This window comes from Paenibacillus glycanilyticus (assembly GCF_030161375.1).
GTDB lineage: Bacteria > Bacillota > Bacilli > Paenibacillales > Paenibacillaceae > Pristimantibacillus > Pristimantibacillus glycanilyticus_B.
The window spans coordinates 30,268-54,353 of record NZ_BSSQ01000001.1 but is presented as its reverse complement, the minus strand read 5'-3'; the positions used below and the strand labels follow the sequence as shown (position 1 = coordinate 54,353).

Here is a 24,086-nt window from a genome sequence, read left to right as displayed (position 1 = left end):
TGTCGGATAGATTATTGTGCAAGTTCGGCCAAACGTTCCATGACTCGCTTATTGTATATTCCGCCATGATAGCAGACGACGGTTTGGATGTCGAAATCAAGCAATTTGGAAATGGAAGCTTGCGCGGTATTCGGGTCTAGCGTTGTGGTAGGATCTGCTCCATAAAGCTCGCCGTCTCTCACCGTCAAGGCATCTCCGGCAATAAAGGTACGCGAAGGTTTATGATAAAAGCTAATATGGCCCGGCGTATGGCCAGGAGTGTCGATAACCGTAATGCCTCCGCAATAGGGGAGATCATCTCCGCCTATTAGTTCATGATGAACAGTAGCTTTAGGCGGGTTCAGCATCATCCGTTTCAAACCGCTCCTGAACGACTCCGGTACGGAGTCCGGCATCCGGTCTATGCTTGCGATTGCTTCGTCGGTGAAACGGATAAGTCTTTTGTCGCCTTGAATGTATGGTTTCTCGAGTGGATGGGCCAACACTTTGATCCCGGCATTTGACGTTAATTCCGGTAAATTGCCGATATGGTCAATGTCCTGATGCGTCATTAGAATATGAGTTAAATTGGCAAGACTGCCGCCAGCTCTTTCGATCTCAGCCTGAAGCTGAGGAAGCTGGGCCGGATAACCGGTATCCAGCAGCAATTGATGTTGATCATTCCCGATCCATACAGGATGAACGGTATCTATTCTTCCCATAACAGGGGCACTTATGGATAATACGGCAAGTTGAGCTTGCATAAAGGTCACACTCCTCGCGCAAAATGAAGGGACCCGGCCGAGGTCATGTGACTATATTACAGATCTAAAGATCAGTTGTAAATAATAAAATTTAATATTATATCACATAAAAATATTTTTGTCAATGATTCAATTCTGGATTTCATGGTGGATAAAAAGTTCCCGAAAACAAATCAGATCCGCTTCTATCCGTTCGCTACCGTTCGCTCCGTTGCACGCAATGCAGCATATTTGAAGGAATTGTCCCTAGTACGGGACCTGCATTGTAGAGAATGCAGGATAATCGGCTGGTTGAGAACATATAGTCTCGATTATAAGGAATATACTGCATTACGTGCATTATATTTTCTTTTTGGTGTAAATCGAGGCTAATATGCTGTATTTCGTACAACATAGACCAACTACAGCTCTGCTGTAGCATTTTCGAGGGAACTTTTATTGATCTTGACTTTCATGCTAGTTGTAACTACAATGGTTACAACGACCTGTTCTAATCAAGGGGAGCCGAGATTTTTCATTGTGATGTAGTTACCCGCCAGCGGAGTTTGTTTCGAGTTGAGTTTTTCCTTAACTTTTACTCGTGTTGTAACCTTCGTTATTACAACAAGTGGTTTGAAGTGGTTTAAACCGGTAAGCGGAGCGTTGTTTCGAGTTGAGTGCGACTTTGTACGTTTGTTCCAACCTATAGAAAATTGAATCAAGGAACAAACTACTACGGAGCAATCAACCGAAACAACAAAGTTTCCCTTGTCTTTTGTGAATGTTGTAACAGCTTCAATGTTGTAACAGCTTTTGAAGTGGTTTAAACCGGTAAGCGGAGCGTTGTTTCGAGTTGAGTGCGACTTTGTACGTTTGTTCCAACCTATAGAAAATTGAATCAAAGAACAAACTACTACGGAGCAATCAACCGAAACAACCGTAGACCAATCAACCGAAACAACCGTAGCGTCGTTGACTTCTACCCCAGTTGTAACTACAATAGTTACAACATATTACAGCGGAGGTTAACGCAAACCATGAAAATCAGCAGCCGTTTCTCCATAGCGGTCCATATTTTATCCTTGCTAGAAATATCGAAGGATGCCCATAACACCTCGGAGTGGATCGCGGGCAGCGTCAATACAAACCCGGTCATCATACGCAGGCTACTGGGCCAATTGAAAAAAGCGGGACTTGTTCAAGTTCGGGCAGGTACCGGAGGCGCTTATTTGACAAGGGAAATGAGCGAGATTACGCTGCTGGATATTTTTCGAGCGGTGGATGTCGTTGAGGAGGGGCAGCTTTTTCACATTCATGAGGAGCCTAATCCCCAGTGTCCGGTTGGAGCAAGCATACAAGTTGTTCTGGAGCTGGTGTTGAAGAAAGCGCAGCATGCGATGGAAAACGTCCTCTCGGAAATTACGCTGGAAGAACTGGTCGCGGATCTTATTCGTACGAATCAACAAACGTAACGTTAATCAGGCTTATGCTATCGAAGCATGCATCATCACGTTGGATAACCATTCATTTGAGGAGGAATTTAATATGAAAATTGCAGTTGTAGGTGCTACCGGCAAAGCCGGTCAACAAGTTGTCAAAGAGGCGCTGAGCCGCGGACATGAAGTAACGGTGGTTGTACGGAACCGTTCCAAACTAACTACGGAAGGCGTTCAAGTTATCGAAAAAGAAGTGTTTGACCTGACAACGGCCGACCTGCAAGGGTTCGACGTAGTCGTGAACGCTTTTGGCGCGCCGCTTGGCCAAGAAGAGCTGCATGTTAAGGCTGGCAAAGCCTTGATCGAAGCGTTGTCCGGATCGGACACCCGCCTTATCGTCATTGGCGGAGCGGGCAGCTTGTACGTGGATGAAGCGAAGACGGTCCAGCTCTTCAACACGCCGGAGTTCCCGGAGATGTTCCTTGCCACGGCGAAAAATCAAGGACAAAACCTGGAAGACCTTAAACAAACAACAGCTCTGAAATGGACGTTCATCAGCCCGTCCGCTTTCTTTGACCCGGAAGGAGCGCGCACCGGTTCTTATACGAAAGGGAAAGACCATCTGCTCGTGAATTCGAAAGGCAACAGCTATGTAAGTTATGCGGACTTTGCCATTGCGCTTGTGGATGAGATCGAGAATGCAGCGCATCTGAACGAGCGTTTCACGGTATCTTCCGAAAACTAAGTTCCGAATAGGAATAGAAAAGGCTGCTCCAGTCCACCCGAATCGGTGACCGGAGCAGCCTTTATCATTTACAGCAAGGCGCCGCGTTGTTTCAAATGGCGGTACAGCCAAACCGACATAACGGAACATAACAAAGCGCATGCCCCGATGAAGACGTAACCAGCTTGCAGACCGGCAATTAACCCCGCCTTTGGATGCGCGGCTTCCGCAAAGCCGTTCTTGAATAACTCGATAATAAGTCCGATCAAATAGTTCCCCGCTACCGTCGCAATCCCCATCAGCGTCACCGTAAACGTAATCGCCGTGTCGCTTTCCTTCGGATAACGCTTGGCGATCAGCGCCATGACCGTCGGATAGATCGGCGCGATCCCTATGCCGGCTACCGCGAACAGGAATGCACCGGGCTCGCCGGCAATAACGGCTGCTATTGAGCAGAGTCCCGAGAAAGCGGACAGCAGGATTAGCGATAACGTATAGCCGATTCGATCCGTAACCGGACCTAATACAAGCCTCGCAAACGTAAAACAAAGGAAAAAGGCCGATAACATGCCAGCAGACTCGCCGCTACTCCAGTCGTAAGCTTTTTCGAGAAAGTTTACGAGCCAGCTTCCGATCGCAAGCTCCGACACGACGCCAAGAGAGAGAACGCCAACAAGCAGCCAAGCCGCTTTATCTTTCATGTATTCCTTGAGCGACAACCGCTCTCCGTGTTTTTCTTCCTTCTTAGGAGATTTGGCTAGAATCGTCGGAATCATCGGCAGTATAGCCAGCGACAACATCAGGCAATACATTCCCCGCCAGCCCAGCTCGGCGCTTGCGCCAAACAGATGGACGCCCATCAGATTAGCGGCAAGAAGCGGAGCGACAATCGAACTTAGTCCATAAAAGAAGTGAGCCAGATTCATCATCGTTCCCGTGTTGCGAGTGAAGATTTGCGCTGCCAGAATCGCCAGCGCGATCTCGAGCAGGCCATTGCCGATGTACATGAAGAAGTAGGATAGTACCATCGTTGAATAATTGACGGAGTAGTAAAGGCAGAAGCCCGAGATAACCATCGAACCAAACGAGAGAAGAGTCGTCAGCTTGATGCCGATTGTTTTGACCAGCCAGGCTGTAAAGCTGCAGGCGATCAGGTAGCCGAGCGAATTCAGGGCAAGTAACATCCCGATCTGCGCTTCGCTAAGCGAGAAGTCGGCCTGCATGCGAGGGATGGCGGGTCCTTTAATATTTTCCGAGAAACCAAAGATGAGAAAACCGCCAAATACGACGGCCAGCAGCAACGAATAGTTGCTGAACAAGGAACGTTTGGTCCTTGTTTCTGATTCTGTGTGCATGTGATCCTCCTGTTTCTTCCTCTAACGAAATCTATAAAGTCTGTCTACTACTGTACCATTGATAGGGCTTTGGGGAAATATTTTCAGGAAGGAAATTGAGAGGAAAACGCGAATATATGTACGGTTAAGGAGTATCAGAAGGGAATGTTCATAAAGTGAAATTTTTTCATACTGCCGACTGGCATTTAGGCAAGCTTGTGCAGGGTGTATATATGACGGAAGACCAGCGTTACGTGCTGGAGCAATTTGTAAGCGCGGTTGAGCAGGAGCGGCCGGATGCGGTCATTATTGCAGGCGATTTGTACGACCGGGCGATTCCGCCGACGGAAGCGGTCGATTTGCTTGACGAGCTGCTTGAGAGAATCGTAGTTGGGCTCGATACGCCGGTGCTTGCGATTTCCGGTAACCATGACAGTCCGGACCGCATTGACTTCGGCACGGCGATGATGGAAAGCCGCGGGCTTCATATTGCCGGAAGGCTAAGAACGGAACATAAGCCGGTTGTGCTGAAGGATGCGTGTGGCGAGGTGCATGTGCATCTGATTCCTTATGCGGATCCTGCGCAGGTACGCGTTGCGTTTGAAGACGAGAGCATCCGGACGCATGATGAAGCGATGAGGGCGATTACGGAGCGTATTGCTAGTCAGATGGATCCGGAAGCCAGACATATCGTTGTTGGACATGCTTTCGTAACCGCGACGGGCGAAGCTGAACCCAATACGAGCGATTCCGAGCGTCCGCTCTCGATCGGCGGGGCCGAACATGTTCGGGCTGCTTATTTCGAGCCTTTTCATTATACGGCTCTGGGGCATTTGCATCAGGCGCATTTTGTTGGCAGCGATAAAATTCGTTACGCGGGTTCTCCCCTGAAATATTCGATCTCCGAGGAGAATCACAAGAAAGGTTATCTGGTCGTCGAGTTGGATGCGAACGGGCAGGTGTCGATTGAGAAAAGAGAGCTCCAGCCCCTTCGCGATATGCGCCGGATTGCCGGTCCAATCGAAGAGATCGAGACGCATCCGGTGAACGAAGATTATGTGTTCGTCACGTTGCTCAACGATAACCCCGTTTTGTTCCCGATGGAAAAGGTTCGTGCGGTGTATCCGAACGCGCTCCACGTGGAGCGCCGGGTAACGGCTGTTCGCGGTTTGGGCGAAGACGGCGATGCCCCGGAGGAGACTATGCGAAGAAGCGAAGCCGATCCGGTCAGCTTGTTTGAATCTTTTTACATGGAAGTTAAAGGCATTCCGCTCGATGAACCGAAGAAAAAGCTGTTTGCGGACGCCTTTGGCGGATTGCTGCGAGAGGAGGGGGAAGCCAAATGAGACCTCTCAAAATAACGATGACCGCATTTGGTCCTTACCGCGACGCGGAGATTGTGGATTTCAACGAGCTTGGCGAGCACCGCCTGTTTGTTATTTCCGGCAGTACCGGAGCGGGCAAAACAACGATTTTTGACGCGATTTGTTTTGCGCTATACGGAACGGCAAGCGGCGAAGACCGCTCGGAGCCCCGCATGCTGCGCAGCCATTTCGCCGATGACGAGAAACATACGGCCGTTGAGCTGGATTTTGCAGTGGGGCGCCGGATTTACCGCGTATTCCGTCAGCTTCCTCACCGGAAGGGAACGAATAAAAGCGAGACTGGCGGCAAAGCCGAGTTGTACGAGCTGACCGGCGGTGAAGCGGTACCGATTGTGGACCGGTTTATGGTCAATGACGTTAACGCGAAGCTGGAGACGATTATTGGCCTGACGAAGGAGCAGTTCAATCAGATCGTCATGCTGCCGCAAGGCGAATTCCGCAAGTTGCTTACTTCGGATACGGATAACAAGGAAGAGATTCTTCGCCGGATTTTCCGGACGGAGTTGTATCAACGCCTGGAGACGCGTTTCCAGCAGCAGAACCGGGAGCTAGGCGACCAGTTGAAGGAAGCGAAGATTAGCGTTGATCATTATATGAAGCAAGCGGCGGGTAATTTGCCGCGAAGAGATAACAGTCTGCTTGCGCAGACGCTGGAGCAGGAGCTGTACAATGCGGCCCAGCTGTCGGAGGCGCTGGAGCAGGAGATTGCGTATTACCGCGAGCTGGCAGCGGAAGGGGAAGCAGGCAAGCGCGAGCTGCAGCGGCAGCTTGGCGAGCAGGAGCTGGCGCTGCAAAGCGAGCTGGCGCTTCATGCGCGCTTTATTGAGCTGGCCGGCGAGCGGGCCAAAGCGGAGCGGCTCGCGGCGCAAAGCGGCGAGCATGCGGAGCGAGAGCGCCGGCTCTTGCTCGCGGAGCGCGCGGCGCTGCTGGCGCCGTACGCGGAGCAGGCGGTCCGCGCGGAGCGGGACGCCGCGGCGAAGCAGCAGGCCGCAAGTACGCGACGCGCGGCTGCGGAAGCCGCGAAGGCGGCGCTTGCGGCAGCCGAGGAGCGGCATCGTCGCGAGGAGGAACGCGGCGCGGAGCGGCAAGCGGCGGAGCGCGAGCTGCACCGCCTAGCGGAGCTGGCGCCGGCGGTTGAGACGCTGGAGGCGCAACGCGTCGCGGTTGAGCGGCTTCGCGTTGCCGAGAGCAGCGGCGCGGCGAAGCTCTCGTCGGCGGAAGCGTTGATCGCAGAAGCGAAGGAAGCGAAGGCAGGATTCGCCGCACAGCTCAAGGCGATTGAAGGTGCGGTCGAGCAGCTGCCCGGCATGATTGAGCAGAGAAATCAGGTTGTCCAAACCGGCAAATATATTTCCAGGCTAATTGACCTCGAGAAGGAACTTGCTGCTCATGCTAACGTGATCGAGGAGCGGGCAGCACTTCTTGCTCGAATTCGAGAGGAGCATGACCGGCTGGAACGCGGCTGGATTGAAGGACAAGCGAGTCTGCTGGCCGCCCATCTTCATAACGGACAGCCATGTCCGGTCTGCGGCAGCGAAGAGCATCCGGATAAGGCGGTTGCGGCGGAAGCCGTGCCATCCAGAGAACAGCTCCAGCAGGCGAAGGAGCAGTTGTCCCGGTATGAACGCGAGCTGAATGAAGCGCAGCTGCAAGCGGCAGCGGCGCGTTCGAGCTGGGAAGGAAGCGCTGCGGAGCTAGCGGAGTACGGAGCGGAAGCATCCGGCCTTGCCGAGCAGCAGGCAAGCTTGCGGAAACGCTGGAAGCAGCTGAACGATGAAGCGGAACGGCTTGGGCAGCAGGTTGAGTTAGGCAAGCAGCTGAAAGAGCGCTCTGAAGAGATCGAGCAGAAGCTGGACCAGCTGCAGCAGGCGAAGGATAAGCTGCAAGCGGAGCAGCAGCAGATTGCGGTAGAGCGCGGCGCCAAGCAGTCGGCGCTGGAGAAGGAGCTCGAGCGTATTCCGGAGGAGCTCCGTTCGCCGAAGCAGATGGAAGAGCAACTGAAGAAGCAACGCAGTTTGGCAGAGTCGCTAGCCGTTGCCTGGAAGCAAGCGCAAGACGAGCTGCTTCGGATGCGCGCGAAGTTTGCCGAGGAGCAAGCTCATGCGGAGCAAACCGAGCAGCAGCTCGCTGAAGCACGGAACAATGCGGCGCTTGCAGCCAAACGTTTCGAGGATGAGCTGGCCAAGGCGGAGTTCGAACATTTGGAGGCCTTCCGCGCAGCCCATCTGCCGGATCAGGAAAGACGTGCATTGAAGGATCACATAGAAGCGTATAAGACGGCTGTCGCTGCCGTTCATAAGCGAGCGGAAGAGCTTGAACAAGAGCTTGCGGGCAAAGTGCAGGCGGATACCGAGGCGATGAAAGCTGCCATTGCGGAGCTTAAGCAACGGATTGAAGCTGCCGCCAATGCGCTCCAGATTGCCTCCAGATTCGCCGAGGATGCGGGTAAGCTGAAGGCATCCATTGATCAAGCGGCCCACCGGGTGAAAGAGCTTGAGGCGAAGCTTGCGCAGGTGCTTGATTTGTATCAAATGCTTAAGGGAGACAACGCACTCAAAATTTCATTTGAACGTTATATACTGATTGAATACCTGGAACAGATCTTGCACGCTGCCAATGTTAGACTCCGTCATTTGTCCGGAGGGCAATTTATTCTGCAGCGCAGCGACCGTCTGGAGACGCGCGGCAAGCAGAGCGGGCTTGGGCTTGACGTTTATGACGCATACACCGGGCAAAACCGCGACGTGAAGACGATGTCGGGGGGCGAGAAGTTTAACGCTTCGCTCTGCCTCGCGCTAGGCATGACGGATGTTATTCAATCTTACCAGGGCGGCGTCTCGATCGAAATGATGTTTATCGACGAGGGCTTTGGCTCTTTGGATGAGGATTCGCTTAACAAAGCGATTGAGGCGTTAGTTGATTTGCAGCGTTCGGGACGCATGATTGGCGTCATCTCGCACGTGCAGGAGCTGAAGCAGGCATTCCCTGCTACTCTTGAGGTGTACAAGACGAAGGAAGGCTACAGCCGAACCTCCATTTCTGTAAAATAATAGGTTGACACCTCGTTCGGACAAGCCGTATAGTGAAAGAACATATGCGGCAACATGATGATCGGACGGGAAGCACCCTTCGAACCAGCCTTTTACGGCTTGGTTTGGAGGGTGCTTTTTTGCGTTTGCGTGCATAGTTGCCGCTATGAATTGCTTGAAACAAGGAGGAGTTATTAGTATGAAAACTCGATTGCCGGCGGTAGCTTTGCTACTGACCCTGATTCTGTCCGCTCTGCTCCCTACAGCAATTGCGGATGCGGCAGTAAACGTGTTGTCCGCGACGGCACAGAAGCAGTTCGACAAGACCAAAGCGGGTATGGCATCAGCAGATGCATCTAAGCTTCAGGCGTTGTACCAGAGTTTTGTCCAGCAGCAGAATACGATCGGGTACCAGGATACGAGAATGAAGGCGGCTGCCGCAACGAACGATAGCAAGGAATCTGAACTTCGGCAGAAAATCAGGCTGATCGACAAAGCCAAGCTCGATGCGCTGGACAAGAAAATCACTCAGCTGAAATCTTATTACCAGCCCTTGTTCAACCGGTATGAGGCTGCGCAAGCGGAGCTCAGGACGGCTAGAAAGTTCGGGATAAAAGAGCTGACGGCAGCCGTTCAGCTGAAAGTGGATTTGCTGGAAATATCCGTGAGGAGCGCCAAAGAAGAAATTCGAAGCGCGCAGTCTGGGTTAAGCACGGCCAAAACAGCCGCGAACGACAAAATGAAACGTCTGCGCGCCCAACTTGATGCCATTACGGATGAAGAACGGAAAGTCTCAATAGCCAAGACTGCCATTAGCCAGCTGAACAAGCAAAAATCGTCCGAGTGGAGCGACTTGTTATACGCCTTGCGAAGTTATGATGGAAATACCTCTCTTCGTTCGCTCACTACGCTCAGTAGCGTGGCGAAACAAATAATCGATCAGCAGACGAAGATAGACGGTTATGAACGTAAAATTGCAGACATCAATAAGTCGGTAGCTATCCAGCTTGGCTAATATACAAAGAAGAGGCAATCCCGTATAGGGCTGCCTCTTCTTTGTATTTGTTGCTAAATTGTCGATTGCGCGGCAGCGGAGACAAGACCTATAATGACAAGGCCGGCTGTTCCAAGCACTATGAGCCCGTTCAGCACAATGCCGATAATGGCAAATACTTTGCGGCGATTTTTCTGTGCGGCGCCAATAATGCCGAGAATCAAGCCGACAATAGCGACACCGATGGAAGCGAGGATACATAGCCCTGCTATCAGAATCGGCACGAAGTCTGATGGGAGAGAATCCCCCTCCATAGTTTCCATCTCGTTCAGAAAGCCTTGCGCATCGTCCGCGACCGAGCTGACGAATACGGTGACGCCGATAATGGAGCCAACGACAAGGAGAACGGTAACGAGTGCCAGGATGAAAGAAGCGATGCCAAGGCCCGATTGTTTCATGGGTTCATTGTCTCTGACCGGAGCAAACGGCTGTTCAGGTCTTGATGCGTATGGGTTATCATAAGGCTGCTCGGGATTTGCGGGCGAGCTATTATGCGGATCCGATGGATGGCGTGGTTCTTCCAAAGAAAGATCGACTCCTTTGCAATAGGTGGATTTACTTGTAAGATTATACACAAACATGAAAGGGATGAAAACAGGATGTCTTATAAATATTTTGCGTACGGAGCAATTGGCGCTGCGCTTGCCGTAGCTCTTGGCGCCTTTGGCGCCCACGGTTTAAAGGATACTTTGTCCGAGGATATGCTGGAGGTTTATGAAACCGGTGTCCGGTACCATATGTATCATGCTCTAGGATTAATGCTCGTGTCTTTGCTTGCTGGCCGAATCGGAGACTCCAAGCTGATCAGAGTGGGATCCCGTTTGCTGATCGCCGGAATTGTTTTGTTTAGCGGAAGCTTATACGTACTTGCTTTAACGGATGTTGGCATTCTTGGGGCCATTACTCCGCTTGGCGGCGTAGCTTTCCTGGCGGGCTGGGGTTGTATTGCAACAGCGGCATGGCGTGCCGGAAAAAAAGAATAAGAAGTATATCAAGGCTTGCTCATCGCTATCGTTGGAGCGGCCTTTTTATATTGTGGAAAATGGGAATAATGCATCTTCAAATAGGACTGAAATGCTAGGAAAAAATCAGAAAACGGGCGAATTACCTTGTTATTCGACATAACTCGCCTTATTTCTACAAGAAGTTTTTATAGATTTAGTAAATATTTCTATACCATCATCCTCATTTCGTTTATAATGAATCTAACTTTGCATGAACTGACAAGAGGAAGGAAGTTGGTGCGTGACGAAACGGATGGACGGTTCGCCTAACAGACGGCTCCAAATTTCGCGGTTTTATCCTATTCTGCGAACAGCCGCTCTTACGATTGCCATTGTCGCGACGCTGTTTACCGCAGCTGCCTTGTATAGGAACGCCGACCCCGTGTTGGAATGGATTTCGTCAATAATTGCCGTTGCGGCGATTATCATATCGATAGTTTTGTTTGCCAAGGATCGTCAACTGATCGGTTTCCGGAACTTCCATACGCCAATTGTTGAGACATTGCTCCAATCGGAAGCTGTTCCGCTCGCTATTTTGGATCGGGATGGCGTTATTATGGAGATGAATGTGGCATCCAGCAATACGTTAGGCTATATGCGGGCTGATCTTCTGGGCGCGCCTCTTGCTCCGTTGGTAGAACCGGGAAGCCGCAGCAGTCTGCAGGAAATGCTGGATCATGCGCTTCAAGGTAAATCGGAGCAGCGCAATATTAACATTACGCACCGGTCTGGATTTCCGCTGGAGCTTCAAATTATCAGTTCTCCAATGCTGAAGGAAGACGAAGTGATAGGAACCGTTATTGTCAGTCAAGATTTAAGCGATCGGAAGCGCAACATAGAGCGGATCCGTTACATGGCTTATTACGACGATATGACCGGACTCCCGAACAGGACGTTATTCCATATCCGCATGAACGAGACGCTTGCATTTGCAAGAGAACATAACCGTATGATTGGCCTTTGTTATTTGGACCTTGACCGTTTCAAGCTAGTTAACGCATCGTTTGGAAGAGAGTTTGGAGATATGCTTCTTCTTCAAGTTGCGGAACGGCTGACAAGCGCGGTTGGCGAACAGGGTATCGTAGCCCGTCTGGAAGGCGACGAATTTGTTATATTACTGCAGGATATCGAGTCGGAAGAGCAGCTTGCTGACTGGTCCCGGAAGCTTTTGCACGCGATTGACGAGCCTTTCGAGCTGAAAGGGTTCCCGTTGCATATTACGGCAAGTCTCGGGGCTGTGACGAGCCTATTGAGTGAAGATGACGGCTATTCCCTTCTCAAGAAAGCGGACATTGCGCTTGTAAAGGTGAAGGAGAGCGGAAAAAACGACAGCATGCTATATTCCGAGAGCTGGAGCAATTCTTCATTCGAACGCTTGACGCTTCAACACGAGATGTACCGCGCCATTCAACGCAAGGAATTTATTCTGCATTATCAACCGCAATACGATATGATATCCGGCATGATGGTGGGGGTCGAAGCGCTTGTTCGCTGGAAACATCCGGTGAGAGGGATGATTCCTCCAGGCGATTTCATTCCAATAGCCGAAGAGAGCGGAATGATCGTCCAGATCGGGGATTGGGTGCTGGAGGAGGCATGCCGCCAGAGTAAAGCCTGGCAAGATGCCGGTCTACCGCCTATGCCGGTATCGGTCAACCTCTCGATCAGGCAATTCGTGCAGCAGGACCTTGCGAGCAAGGTTGCTTCCGTGTTGCAGAAGACGGGCCTCAAACCGGAATATTTAGACTTGGAAATTACCGAGTCCATGACGATGGATACGGGCCATGTCTCCCGTTGCCTGCTGGAACTTACCCATATGGGCATTGGGATAAGCGTGGACGATTTCGGAACCGGCTATAGCTCCTTCCATTACTTGAAGAACTTCCCGATCGACCGTCTCAAGATCGACCGTTCCTTCGTTAGGGATATCCAGCAGGATCCTAGCGATGCGGAGATTGTTGCCGCTATTATCGCGATGGCCCATAACTTGAACATTCAAGTTATTGCCGAAGGCGTCGAGAACGAGGAGCAAATGGAGTTTTTGCGCAAGCATAATTGCGATGAAATGCAAGGTTACTTCTGGAGTCCACCTGTGTCTAGCACGGCCATTGAACAAATGCTTGGAGCGGCCTATATCTGATTATTCATAACAAGGGGCCGTCTCAAAGGTGATCGCTCACTTTAAAGACGGCTCGCATTAGTAAATAAAGAGTGATTCTTATGAAAATAGTGCTGCATAGGGTTACCCTTGCAGCACTATTTTTGTTCTTGCTGCTTTCTTCAGTTCATATCTAAGCGATTGACCGTATCGTTGATGACGCGTGCGAGATGATTTTCGGGGATATCTTCTTGCAAGTCCATTGGCAAGGACAGTTAATCCATGTTATATTCTTTGTACATAAAGAAGCCTCTCTTTACTTAGAATGGTTGGGTGGTACCTCCATTTTAACAAGGGTTGGCTTCTTTTTGTTTGAGCATTTCATGAACAGGTTAAAGGCAGACGGAGGATTAAATGATTCTGGAGAAGCGAAGTTTATGCTTACGAAGTAGCTTTCTTTCAGAAAGCTTTGAAGCGGTCGCTTTTGCTCAGGGATTCCTACCTTACCTCGTTGATTAAAGGGAATCCCTGAGCAATGGCGATTGGAAGAACATTTAATGCGCAGGCAGCTGGTTTACCTAAACAAAAAACAGGGTGTCCCATCGTCATTTTCATGACTTATGGGACACCCCCTTTATTTGGTTGTTTATACTTGAAAATCCTCGATTTCGTTCAATCTGAACGTATACACTTGCTTCTCGTCCACATGATAAACCGTGACCAGATGACCTTGTTCATCGATATTCAGAATGCGGCAAGGGATGCTGAGCTTGATGCCAAGCCCTTTGTTTACGATCAGCCGTATTAATTTATTGTTTTTCATGCATGCCCGGAAGGATTCGAGGCCGTTGTTTATTGAGGGAACCGCGGATGCTGCGGTTGCGGGAGCCGGAGCTGCCGGTTTGACGAACGGCGGTACGGGAATTTGCTGTATTCCCGGCAATTCTGACTTGCGTTGATCAATGATTCGTCCGAGCTGAATGCCGTTTAGGATGCGGTAATCCGTATAACCGCCTTGGTTAAGCGACTTGATCAGCTTCTCCAAAGCAGCGCCGTTGCTGTCTCCTTCAATAAGTAATTCAACCTGGAATACATATGAGTTTGTGCGGGCCGATTGTGTTGGGTTCATAGTTCCTCCGGACTAAGTTATGCAAACATAACATTAACTATATCATCAAATAAGATGTCCACATAGTCCCAAAAATGAGCAGGTGACCAACACTGCTTCGCAGGTTCTGCATATAATGTTCTTGCGGTTCGAACTGACCTGTCATGGCCTGTTGTAAAGGAGGTGTCCAGAATGATGAGAATGGTTCCTGTGCCGCTTGGAGAAGGTGTAACCGCTCTTGGCGTTGAGGTGAAGTTGCCCAAAACAACTTTGCTTGCGATCTCAACGGATAGAGGTTATATCATGTGCGGTGCTTTGGATGTGGGGCTGCTTAATGACCGACTGAAAGATAGAGAGATTATAGCGGGTAGAGCAGTTGGAGTGAAAACGCTGGAGGAATTGCTTGCGGCGCCTCTTGAATCCGTTACAACTACTGCGGAAGCACTTGGCATCACGGTTGGAATGAACGGAACAGATGCCCTCCGTTTGATGATATAGCACACGAGTGCACATGAAAAAGGCAGCCTCCTTGTCATAACGGAGACTGCCTTATCTTCATGGAATTAGGATTCAAACAGCTTTTTCAAATTCACGTCAAAAGGCGCTTCGATAATGCCTTTCTCCGTAATAATCGCTGTCACGTATTCGTTAGGCGTAATATCAAATGCAGGGTTGTATACCTTAACGCCTTGCGGAGCCGTACGTTTGCCGAAGCCTTCCGTGATCTCCTCCGCATTACGCTCTTCGATCGGAATCTCCGCGCCGGTTGGCGTATTGAGGTCGATCGTCGAGAGCGGGCAAGCTACATAAAACGGGATGCCATGCGCTTTGGCTAGTACGGCAACACTGTAAGTGCCGATTTTGTTCGCTACGTCACCGTTAGCGGCAACACGGTCTGTTCCCACGATTACGGCATTTACCCAGCCTTTGGACATGACATGTCCGGCCATGTTATCGCAAATGAGCGTAACGTCTACGCCTGCTTGCTGCAGCTCGAACGCAGTCAAACGCGCGCCTTGCAGGACAGGACGAGTCTCGTCGGCAAAGACGCGGATGTTCATGCCGCGTTCCTTCGCCAGATAAAACGGCGCAAGCGCCGTACCGTATTTGGCTGTAGCCAGTCCGCCGGCGTTGCAATGCGTCAGTACGCCGATATCGTCTTGGAACAGCGACAATGCATGTTCGCCGATCATGCGGTTTGTTTCTTCGTCTTCGCTCTGAATGGCGATGGCTTCGTCTAATAACGCCTGCTTGAGCGCTTCAAGCGAATGGCCTTCGGAAGCTAGAGCTTCGGCACGGGCTTTCATCCGGTCAAGAGCCCAGAACAGATTGACCGCCGTAGGGCGGGAAGTTGCGAGGTATTCCGCTGCTTGGCGGACATCGGCGAGCCAAGCTTCCGCGGATTCAGCCGAGCGGCTTCCGAGTGCAACGCCATACGCAGCAGCGATTCCGATTGCAGGAGCTCCTCTTACCTTCAAATGGCGGATCGCTTCCCATACATCTTCTTTTGTCACAAGCGGCAAATATACGATTTCTTCCGGCAGAAGCCGTTGATCGAGCAGGTCCAGCTTGTCGTCATGCCAAATGACGGATTGAAGGCCTTCATAATTGGTTGTAGTCATCTTGCAATTCCTCTCTTGTATCAGTATTGCGGCTTACTATTTTGCTACAGCGGTCAAGACAACGTCAATCGCTTGCTCAATGGATACCGCACGGCGGTTCATATGAATAAGGGATGTACCAATCTCCAGAGCGAGGCGCTCAGCCCGCTCGCGTGCCGCCGCATCCGGAATCGTATCAATATCGGCAACATGCGCGAGACCAACTACGCGGCGCACAACTTTGCAGCCGGCATAACCAATGGCGTCCTGAAGCAGACGGCTCATGTACAGATCCTGATAGCCAGCCGTTTCGTTAGCCATGCGGTCTACGCCATGCGCATTCCATAAAGCGCGGAATTTCTGGTCGAACTTGGTCCATGTATCGCGGATCGTCTCAAGCAGGTAATTGCGGAAATCGGCAAGCTCTTTCTCGTCCTTGATCCAGTGGCCTTGGCCGGCATAATTAAGAAGCAGGTTGGCAATAACCGCGCCGATATCAAAGCCGATCGGGCCGTAGTAAGCAAATTCAGGGTCGATCACTTTGGTGGATTCCGGCGTGGCGAACACGCTTCCCGTATGAAGATCGCCATGCAGCAAAGCTTGCGCGCTGGTCAGGAACTTCTCGCGGAGAAGGGCAACTTCAAGATGGAGTGCTTGATCTTCGCGAAGGGCAGCCGCAGCATCTTCGATAGCAGAATCGATATTATTGTTAGCGGAGACCGTGTAAGGATCGTCGAAGATCAGGTCTTCCGTTATTTTGCACAAATCCGGATTAATGAACGCTTTGACGTTTTGCTTTTTCTCTTGTTGATTCATGCCGAGATCCGAAGTGAAGAACAACGTATTGGCCATAAAGGTAGAGATATCATCCGCAAATTTCGGATAACGAATCCCTTTGATCAGACCATGTCGCATAATGAGGTGGTCACTCAGGTCTTCCATAACGGTGAGAGCAAGCTCAGCGTCATATTTGTAAACCGCCGGCACCAGTCCCGGAGCGAGCTTGTTCTGAAGAATAAGCGATTCGCTTTCGATACGGGCGCGGTCAAGCGACAACGGCCAGGATTCGCCAACGACCTTCGCGTATGGAAGGGCTTGTTTCATGATAAGGCTCTTTCCGCTTGCGGGATCGGTAATGTGGAAGACGAGATTCAAGTTTCCATCGCCGATTTCTCGGCAGTTCAACGCAGCTCCAGCAGGGAAAAACCCTTCGAGTCGTCCTGCGAGTTCAATCGCTTCTTGTTCGGTTAATGCATGATAAGCAGACACGGTTCGTCCACCTCCGGGTTCATATTTATAAAAGGCAACATAATGCCGAGTAAAGTCCTCAACATAGTATAGCGGATATTATTTCGCCTTGGAATACCTTCAAATGATATAATGTTACGTGATTAAGGACAAGCGACGTTGATTAATCTCATTTTTAGGAGGGGAACGACAAATGGAGGCAGCTCAATCACGCGAACCGGTTGCATTAAAAGAATGGGCCGTAACGGTAAAAGCGCTGCAAGAAGGGCAACTTATGCTTGTTATGCGCAAAGGCGGGATCATTGAGGAAACCCGCGACTTTCAATTGGTGAGCAAAGGCTTCTATCTCATGCCGGCTTTTGAACATCAGAAGGAACATTTGCTGAAAGAGGAATACCAAGGCCAAATTCAAGGGACCATGCAGGGCTGGACGCCTGACATGCCTACGATTAAGCTAGGCTCTTATGCGGAAGCGGTGGAGGATATCGAGATCACGGACCAAGAGACGTTGGACCGGATTCGGAATTATCACATTTGGACGGACGCTTTCGCGGAAGAACGGCTCAAATGGAAGCGCGCCAAGCCGCTGCATTTGCTGCTGCTTCGAGTATACCGACTGGAAGAGCCGGTCGAATTGCCGATGCAGCCTGCTTATAACGGATGCAAATCTTGGGTAAAACTGGATGAAGGAATGCCTCAGTCCGTAATGACCCCGGTTTTGTCCGATGATGAGTTTGCAAAGAAAATCAAGGAAATCAAACAGTCATTAATAGGAAGCGATATTTCGGGTGGCGCGTAATTCCAGTCTCAGGACGTTCTCGCATTGATTAATAATCAAACTTATAATAAAATAATTATTGAGAATCAATGAGAATCACTCTATAATATTCCCATTTGGGATTTGTTTATAGGGTTGAACCTAAAATCCGATTACCAACCTTGGAGGGATAACAATATTATGGCAACACATTTTGTCATCGATGGCCTGAAAGCAGAGATCGAAGGAAAAGAGATTTTGAAAGGCATTAACCTTGAAATCAAAGGCGGAGAAATCCATGCAATCATGGGTCCAAACGGTACTGGTAAAAGTACGCTTGCTTCCGCGCTGATGGGTCACCCGAAATATGAAGTAACAGAAGGCTCGGCTACAATCGACGGCGAAGACCTGCTCGAGATGAGCGTAGACGAAAGAGCACGCGCCGGTCTGTTCCTTGCGATGCAATATCCAAGCGAGATTCCGGGCGTTACAAACTCCGACTTCCTGCGCAGCGCGATCAACGCGCGCCGTGAAGAAGGCGAAGAAATTTCTCTGATCAAGTTCATCCGCCAAATGGAAAAGAAAATGAAAGAACTCGAAATGAACCCTGAGTTCGCTCACCGTTATTTGAACGAAGGTTTCTCCGGCGGCGAGAAGAAACGTAACGAGATTCTTCAAATGGCTATGCTTGATCCTAAGATCGTTGTACTTGACGAGATCGACTCCGGTCTTGACATCGACGCTCTGAAAATCGTATCCAACGGCGTTAACGCTATGCGTTCCGAAGACCGCGGATTCCTGATCATCACTCACTACCAGCGTTTGCTGAACTACATTACTCCAGACTTCGTACACGTTATGATGCAAGGCCGCATCGTGAAATCCGGCGGTCCTGAGCTTGCTCAGCGTCTTGAGAACGAAGGTTACGATTGGGTTAAAGAAGAACTCGGCATTGTTGACGAAACAGTAGGCCAAGCTTAATCGGCGGAGAAGGGAGCATAACGGGATGAGTACACAATTAACGACTCCGACGGACCGTCAATCGGCCGAAGCGCTTGCAAGCAGCAAAGGCGAACCGCAATGGCTCGTCGATCTTCGCGGTGAAGCGGCTGAGCTGGCTGGTACATTGGAATGGCCTAAGCCGGAGAAAATGCGTATCGACCGCTGGAATCTGACGGCAGTTGGAGCTTATGCGGAAGAGAAAGCGGTAGGTTCGGTTGCTGAACTGCCGGAAGTAGTTCGCGAGCTGGTCGCTGAAGGAACGGAAAATATTATCGTTCAGCACAACTCGAGCGCGGTTCTGAAGCAATTGTCTGCGGAACTTGCGGCAAAAGGCGTTATTTTCACAGATTTGGAGACAGCATGCAAAGAGCATGCCGATCTCGTTAAACCATATTTGTTCCAAGCCGTATCGGTAGGCGAGAACAAGCTGACTGCAATGCATGCGGCATTGTGGAACGGCGGCGTATTCGTATACGTGCCTAAGAACGTTGAAGTTGAGCTTCCGCTCCAAGCGGTTCTGTTCAACAATAAGGCAGACGCGGCGTTTGCTCCGCATATTGTAATCGTAGCAGAGAGCAACAGCTCGGTTACTTATGTAGACTATGTCGTTTCTGAACCGGGAACAATTGATGCGCCATTCGTTCATCACTCGGTTGTTGAAGTGTTCGTGAAGCCGGGCGCACATGTTCGTTTCGGTTCCATTCACCACATGGCTGACAATGGCGTAGACATGACTCTCCGTCGTGCGGTTATCGAGAATGACGGCCAAATGGAATGGGTAGTTGGCGACCTGAACGATGGCTTTACGGTATCCGATACGGTATCCGTGCTTAAAGGCAACGGTTCGAACTCGGATGCGAAAGTGATCAGCATTGGCGGCAATGAGCAGAAGATGAGCCTCACGACGCAAGCGACGCATTTCGGCCGCAGCTCGGAGTCGAACATGGTAACTCGCGCTGTTATGAGAGATAAAGCAACGGCTATCATCAACGGCATCACGAAGATCGAAAAAGGCGCTACAAAAGCAAACGGCGTGCAAACAGAAAAAGTTCTGATGCTCAGCCCTAAAGCACGCGGCGACGCTAACCCGATTCTTCTTATTGACGAGGACGATGTAAAAGCGGGTCACGCAGCAAGCGTAGGCCAGGTTAACCCGGAGCAGGTTTATTATCTGATGTCCCGCGGTATTTCCAAGCAAGACGCTGAACGTTTGATTATTTACGGATTCTTGGCTCCAGTCGTATCGGAGATTCCGATTGACGCGGTACGCGAGCAGCTTCAGCGTTTGCTCGAAAGGAAGCTAGAAGGATGAATATAGAAGCGGTACGGGAACAGTTCCCGATACTGCATCAGCAGGTAAACGGGCATAAGCTCGTTTATCTCGACAGCGCGGCATCTTCCCAGAAGCCGCGTTCCGTCATTGATGCGGTTAGTCGTTATTATGAACTGGATCACTCCAATGTGCACCGCGGCGTTCATACGCTGGGCTCACGGGCGACAGATGCCTATGAAGGTGCACGCGAGAAGGTAGCCAAGTTTCTGAATGCGAAGTCGGCGGAAGAGATCGTGTTTACACGCGGTACTACTACGGCGCTTAACCTAGTCGCATCGAGTTATGCCCGCAGCGTATGCAAGGAAGGCGACGAGATTGTCATCACTCCGATGGAGCATCATGCCAACCTGATTCCATGGCAGCAGGTAGCCAAAGCGACGGGCGCAACGCTGAAGTATATTCCTCTACAACCGGACGGCACGATTTCGCTTGCGGACGTGGAAACAACGGTTACGCCAAATACAAAAGTCGTATCGATGACTTATGTATCCAACGTACTCGGTGTCGTGAATCCGATTAAGGAAGTTGCGGCAATTGCTCACCGTAACGGTGCGGTTATGGTCGTTGACGGTGCGCAAAGTACGCCGCACATGAAAATCGACGTGCAGGATCTTGATTGCGATTTCTACGGTTTATCCGGTCACAAGATGTGCGGTCCTACCGGCATCGGTGCTTTGTACGGCAAGAAATCGTTGCTGCAGAACATGGAGCCGATCGAATTCGGCGGCGAAATGATTGATTTCGTCGACTTGTATGAGTCTACATGGAAGGATGCGCCGTATCGCTTCGAGGGCGGTACGCCGATTATCGCGGGAGCCGTAGGACTTGGCGCGGCGATTGACTTCCTGGAGCAAATCGGACTTGATGAGATTGATAAGCACGAGAAAAGAATGGCAGCCTACGCGTATGATAAACTGTCCACGATCGATGACGTTACGATCTATGGGCCGAAAGCGAACCGCGTTGGACTCGTTACCTTTAATCTTGGCGATATTCACCCTCATGACGTGTCGACAGTACTTGATTCATACGGCATTGCGATTCGCGCGGGCCATCATTGCTGCCAGCCGCTTATGCGTTGGCTTAATGTATCGGCTACGGCGAGAGCAAGCTTTTATCTATACAATAACGAGGAAGAGATCGACCGCTTAGTGGAAGGCCTCATCCGGACAAAGGAGTTCTTCGGTCATGCAATTGGATGATTTATATCGTCGAGTCATCATGGATCATTATAAAAATCCACGCAACCGCGGAACATTGGATACCGAATCCGTTACCATCAACTTGAACAATCCGACTTGCGGCGACCGCATTTCGCTTCAGCTTCAAGTCGAGGACGGCAAAGTAATCAATGCAAAATTCAGCGGGGAAGGCTGCTCGATCAGCTTGAGCTCCGCATCAATGATGACTGAAGCCGTAAAAGGCAAAACTTATGAGGAAGCTCTTGATCTTGCCCAACGTTTCTCGGGATTGATGAAGGGTGAAGATGTCGAGTTCGAGGAGAACGAAGATATCGAAGCTTTGTCGGGCGTTAACAAGTTCCCTGCAAGGATCAAATGCGCAACGCTGGCGTGGAACGCTTTGCGTAAAGGAATTGAACAACAGCAGGTTTAATAGGGGTATAATTAAATAAAGGAGTGTGAATAACCATGCCAGGAACAATGCCTGAAATGGAAGATTATAAGTATGGTTTCCGTGACGAGCATAAAGCGGTCTTCCAATCCGGTAAAGGATTAACGGAAGAGATCGTTCGCACGATTTCCGAGATGAAGGGCGAACCCGAGTGGATGCTCGAGTTCCGTCTGAAATCGCTGGAGCAATTCAACAAAATGCCGATGCCTAACTGGGGCGGCGACATGGCTGATCTGGATTTCAGCGACATTCAATACTATGTTAAGCCGTCCGAGAAACAAGGCAAGACATGGGAAGAAGTACCGCAAGAAATCAAAGAAACATTCGATAAGCTGGGTATCCCTGAAGCGGAGCAAAAGTTCCTTGCGGGCGTATCGGCTCAATACGAGTCCGAGGTTGTCTACCACAGCATGCAAGAAGACCTGGAGAAGCAAGGCGTTATCTTTACAGACATGGATACGGCTCTTCGCGAATATCCGGATCTCGTTAAAGAATATTTCAGCACAATCATCCCGCGTACGGACAACAAATTTGCTGCTCTGAACAGTGCGGTATGGTCCGGCGGCAGCTTTATCTACGTACCAAAAGGCGTAAAATGCGAAGTGCCTCTGCAAGCTTACTTCCGCATTAACTCCGAGAACATGGGTCAATTCGAGCGTACGCTGATCATTGCTGACGAAGACAGCTTCGTACACTACGTAGAAGGCTGTACGGCTCCAATCTACAGCACAAACTCGCTGCATAGCGCGGTTGTAGAGATTCTCGTTAAGAAGAACGCTCGCTGCCGTTATACGACAATCCAGAACTGGGCGCCTAACATCTACAACCTCGTTACAAAACGTGCGGTTGCAGAAGAAAACGCGACGATGGAATGGGTTGACGGCAACATCGGCTCCAAGCTGACTATGAAATACCCTGCTGTTATTCTGAAGGGCCGCGGCGCAAAAGGCATGGTACTTTCCATCGCTGTTGCAGGCAAAGGCCAGCACCAGGATGCAGGCGCGAAAATGCTTCACCTGGCTCCAGACACAACTTCGACGATCGTATCGAAATCGATCTCGAAACATGGCGGTAAAGTAACGTACCGCGGTCTTGCTTCCTTCGGACGCAACTCCGAAGGTTCGAAGTCGAACATTAAGTGTGATACGCTTATTCTCGATAACGAGTCGACATCCGATACGATTCCTTACAACGAGATCATGAACGACAACATTACGCTTGAGCACGAAGCAACCGTATCGAAGGTATCCGAGGACCAGCTGTTCTACCTGATGAGCCGCGGATTGTCCGAAGCGGAAGCAACGCAAATGATCGTAATGGGCTTCATCGAGCCGTTCACGAAAGAACTTCCGATGGAATATGCGGTTGAGATGAACCGTCTCATCAAGTTCGAAATGGAAGGTTCGATCGGTTAATAAAGATAGGGATGCGTGTCCGAGAACTTCATCTCGGACACGTATTTTTTTGGCATAATAAAAAGCCCGTCCACTAAGGACGGGCTTTCTTCATGCTGGCTGCCATACAAAGCTAGAAAATAATGGCTTTAATCTCATAATCGCGGTCTACGGTCAGATCGATAAACTGTTCGCCAATCTGAATAAGCGGCCTGAAAAATTCGGTTGGATGAGTCATAATGATCGTGCCAACCTCGCCGCTCTCGAGAACGGCTTTTTTACCGATAAAGTTAGGAATCATATGTTTGATAAACGTATGGGTCGTGCGGGCATCGAGCTCGTTAAAACTCATCTTGTAGAGTTCCTTGAGGACATAGAACAAATCGCGTTTCTTCTTGTAGACGCGCTCGGAGATCATCGCGCTGTAAATGTCTACAACGGCAATGATTTTCGCTACGGGATGTATCTCATCGCCATGCAGGCCGTATGGATATCCGCTGCCGTCGATTCGTTCATGATGCTGCAGGGCGCTAACGGACAAAAATTCCGATTGATCATGGAAAGATTGTTGAATAATTTCATGCCCGTAAAGCGTATGCTTCTTTACTTCTTCAAATTCCTGTTCGGTAAGCTTGGCAGGCTTGTCCAGAATGCTGGACGAAATTCTGCTCTTGCCAATGTCATGAAGATAACCGGCTTTGGAGATCTCAAGCGCTTCCAATTCCGTGTAGCCAAGCCAGGAAGCAAGGTAATAAGACAACATCCCAACTTGAACGGAATGCTGGTAAGTATAATCGTCTGCCGTATTCAAGAGCAGCAGCATGGAGACGACATCGCGCTCCATTTGGAAATTTTTCAGAAGAGGCGAGAAGGCAGCTGCAACTTCATCCTGGTTCACGACTCCGCCGGCGGTTGCTTTCAAGAACAAATCCTGGAAGCCTTTGACGGCGTTCTCGTAATCGGGCCGTACGTTTGGCAGCCATTTGGGGTGAACGGAATTTTCCAGTGTTCGATGATCAGGTTGCTCAGTAGTTCTCCGGTCCTCAATGTCAACATAGTCAACTTGATGCTGAAACAGCTTCGCAATATCCTTGTGCGTTAGAACGGTACTCTTGGACAAAACATGCAGGCCGTAACCGTTAAAGGTGTCCTTGAGTAAAATATCTCCCTCTTTTAAATCAGAAATATGCAGCCTCATCGTTGCACCTCAATAGTAAATTATGAA

General features: G+C 50.2%; 21 protein-coding genes. 14 read left to right on the top strand and 7 right to left on the bottom strand.

Annotated elements, in window-relative coordinates; all coding sequences use genetic code 11:
- Window positions 1–11 precede the first annotated feature (11 nt).
- Window positions 12–743, bottom strand: coding sequence for an MBL fold metallo-hydrolase (locus tag QQK89_RS00220; protein ID WP_284236373.1), 732 nt, complete (start codon window positions 741–743; stop codon window positions 12–14).
- Between the two features lie 1,016 nt (window positions 744–1,759).
- On the opposite strand from QQK89_RS00220, the gene QQK89_RS00215 reads away from it, so the two are divergent.
- Window positions 1,760–2,194 (top strand): Rrf2 family transcriptional regulator, encoded by a 435-nt coding sequence (locus QQK89_RS00215; RefSeq protein ID WP_284236372.1) that lies wholly within the window; start codon window positions 1,760–1,762, stop codon window positions 2,192–2,194.
- A gap of 73 nt (window positions 2,195–2,267) precedes the next feature.
- Entirely contained in the window at window positions 2,268–2,903 is a 636-nt protein-coding gene (locus QQK89_RS00210; protein WP_284236371.1) for an NAD(P)-dependent oxidoreductase, read from the top strand.
- A 68-nt stretch (window positions 2,904–2,971) separates the two neighbouring features.
- Here the strand turns inward: QQK89_RS00210 and QQK89_RS00205 are convergent, their stop codons facing one another.
- Window positions 2,972–4,237: an MFS transporter gene (locus QQK89_RS00205; RefSeq protein ID WP_284236370.1), complete on the bottom strand. Its 1,266-nt coding sequence runs from the start codon at window positions 4,235–4,237 to the stop codon at window positions 2,972–2,974.
- Between the two features lie 155 nt (window positions 4,238–4,392).
- Between QQK89_RS00205 and QQK89_RS00200 the strand changes: the two genes are divergently transcribed.
- From QQK89_RS00200 to QQK89_RS00190, 3 genes are all read left to right on the top strand, one after another.
- Complete coding sequence (locus QQK89_RS00200; protein WP_284236369.1) at window positions 4,393–5,562, top strand: exonuclease SbcCD subunit D; 1,170 nt, start codon at window positions 4,393–4,395, stop codon at window positions 5,560–5,562.
- The gene (locus tag QQK89_RS00195) at window positions 5,559–8,651 is read left to right on the top strand and encodes an AAA family ATPase (protein WP_284236368.1); all 3,093 of its coding nucleotides are present in this window, start codon (window positions 5,559–5,561) and stop codon (window positions 8,649–8,651) included. The genes QQK89_RS00200 and QQK89_RS00195 overlap by 4 nt, the downstream gene beginning before the upstream one ends.
- Window positions 8,652–8,829: 178 nt before the next feature.
- The gene (locus QQK89_RS00190; RefSeq protein ID WP_284236367.1) at window positions 8,830–9,645 is read left to right on the top strand and encodes a hypothetical protein; all 816 of its coding nucleotides are present in this window, start codon (window positions 8,830–8,832) and stop codon (window positions 9,643–9,645) included.
- Window positions 9,646–9,698: 53 nt separating this feature from the next.
- On the opposite strand, the gene QQK89_RS00185 is transcribed toward QQK89_RS00190, so the two are convergent.
- On the bottom strand, window positions 9,699–10,208 hold the full coding sequence (locus tag QQK89_RS00185) for a hypothetical protein (RefSeq protein ID WP_284236366.1): 510 nt from the start codon (window positions 10,206–10,208) through the stop codon (window positions 9,699–9,701).
- Between the two features lie 75 nt (window positions 10,209–10,283).
- Between QQK89_RS00185 and QQK89_RS00180 the strand changes: the two genes are divergently transcribed.
- Both QQK89_RS00180 and QQK89_RS00175 read left to right on the top strand, forming a co-directional pair.
- A complete protein-coding gene (locus QQK89_RS00180; RefSeq protein WP_284236365.1) occupies window positions 10,284–10,667 on the top strand; it encodes a DUF423 domain-containing protein in 384 nt (127 codons plus the stop codon).
- 262 nt (window positions 10,668–10,929) lie between these two features.
- Window positions 10,930–12,828, top strand: a complete 1,899-nt coding sequence (locus QQK89_RS00175) for a putative bifunctional diguanylate cyclase/phosphodiesterase (RefSeq protein WP_284236364.1) — start codon at window positions 10,930–10,932, stop codon at window positions 12,826–12,828.
- A 604-nt stretch (window positions 12,829–13,432) separates the two neighbouring features.
- On the opposite strand, the gene QQK89_RS00170 is transcribed toward QQK89_RS00175, so the two are convergent.
- A complete protein-coding gene (locus tag QQK89_RS00170; RefSeq protein WP_284236363.1) occupies window positions 13,433–13,915 on the bottom strand; it encodes a hypothetical protein in 483 nt (160 codons plus the stop codon).
- Between the two features lie 171 nt (window positions 13,916–14,086).
- Here QQK89_RS00170 and QQK89_RS00165 point away from each other — a divergent pair, with 171 nt between their 5' ends.
- A complete protein-coding gene (locus tag QQK89_RS00165; RefSeq protein WP_284236362.1) occupies window positions 14,087–14,392 on the top strand; it encodes a YunC family protein in 306 nt (101 codons plus the stop codon).
- 65 nt (window positions 14,393–14,457) lie between these two features.
- Here QQK89_RS00165 and mtnA read toward each other — a convergent pair whose 3' ends face one another.
- Window positions 14,458–15,516: an S-methyl-5-thioribose-1-phosphate isomerase gene (gene mtnA, locus QQK89_RS00160; RefSeq protein WP_284236361.1), complete on the bottom strand. Its 1,059-nt coding sequence runs from the start codon at window positions 15,514–15,516 to the stop codon at window positions 14,458–14,460.
- A 36-nt stretch (window positions 15,517–15,552) separates the two neighbouring features.
- On the bottom strand, window positions 15,553–16,764 hold the full coding sequence (mtnK, locus tag QQK89_RS00155) for an S-methyl-5-thioribose kinase (RefSeq protein WP_284236360.1): 1,212 nt from the start codon (window positions 16,762–16,764) through the stop codon (window positions 15,553–15,555).
- Window positions 16,765–16,936: 172 nt separating this feature from the next.
- On the opposite strand from mtnK, the gene QQK89_RS00150 reads away from it, so the two are divergent.
- The 6 genes from QQK89_RS00150 (at window position 16,937) to sufB (ending at window position 22,882) form a co-directional block, all read left to right on the top strand.
- The gene (locus QQK89_RS00150; RefSeq protein ID WP_284236359.1) at window positions 16,937–17,542 is read left to right on the top strand and encodes a DUF1802 family protein; all 606 of its coding nucleotides are present in this window, start codon (window positions 16,937–16,939) and stop codon (window positions 17,540–17,542) included.
- Between the two features lie 159 nt (window positions 17,543–17,701).
- Window positions 17,702–18,481 carry a Fe-S cluster assembly ATPase SufC gene (gene sufC / locus QQK89_RS00145; protein ID WP_284236358.1) on the top strand — a complete coding sequence of 260 codons (780 nt, stop codon included), beginning with the start codon at window positions 17,702–17,704 and terminating at the stop codon, window positions 18,479–18,481.
- Between the two features lie 25 nt (window positions 18,482–18,506).
- Complete coding sequence (gene sufD / locus QQK89_RS00140) at window positions 18,507–19,814, top strand: Fe-S cluster assembly protein SufD (RefSeq protein ID WP_284236357.1); 1,308 nt, start codon at window positions 18,507–18,509, stop codon at window positions 19,812–19,814.
- Window positions 19,811–21,037, top strand: a complete 1,227-nt coding sequence (locus tag QQK89_RS00135; protein ID WP_284236356.1) for a cysteine desulfurase — start codon at window positions 19,811–19,813, stop codon at window positions 21,035–21,037. Before sufD ends, QQK89_RS00135 begins: the two co-directional genes overlap by 4 nt.
- Window positions 21,024–21,449, top strand: coding sequence for a Fe-S cluster assembly sulfur transfer protein SufU (gene sufU, locus QQK89_RS00130; protein WP_284236355.1), 426 nt, complete (start codon window positions 21,024–21,026; stop codon window positions 21,447–21,449). Before QQK89_RS00135 ends, sufU begins: the two co-directional genes overlap by 14 nt.
- Before the next feature lie 35 nt (window positions 21,450–21,484).
- Window positions 21,485–22,882 carry a Fe-S cluster assembly protein SufB gene (gene sufB / locus QQK89_RS00125; protein ID WP_284236354.1) on the top strand — a complete coding sequence of 466 codons (1,398 nt, stop codon included), beginning with the start codon at window positions 21,485–21,487 and terminating at the stop codon, window positions 22,880–22,882.
- Between the two features lie 112 nt (window positions 22,883–22,994).
- Here the strand turns inward: sufB and QQK89_RS00120 are convergent, their stop codons facing one another.
- Window positions 22,995–24,059 (bottom strand): HD-GYP domain-containing protein, encoded by a 1,065-nt coding sequence (locus tag QQK89_RS00120; protein WP_284236353.1) that lies wholly within the window; start codon window positions 24,057–24,059, stop codon window positions 22,995–22,997.
- Between the last annotated feature and the right edge of the window lie 27 nt (window positions 24,060–24,086).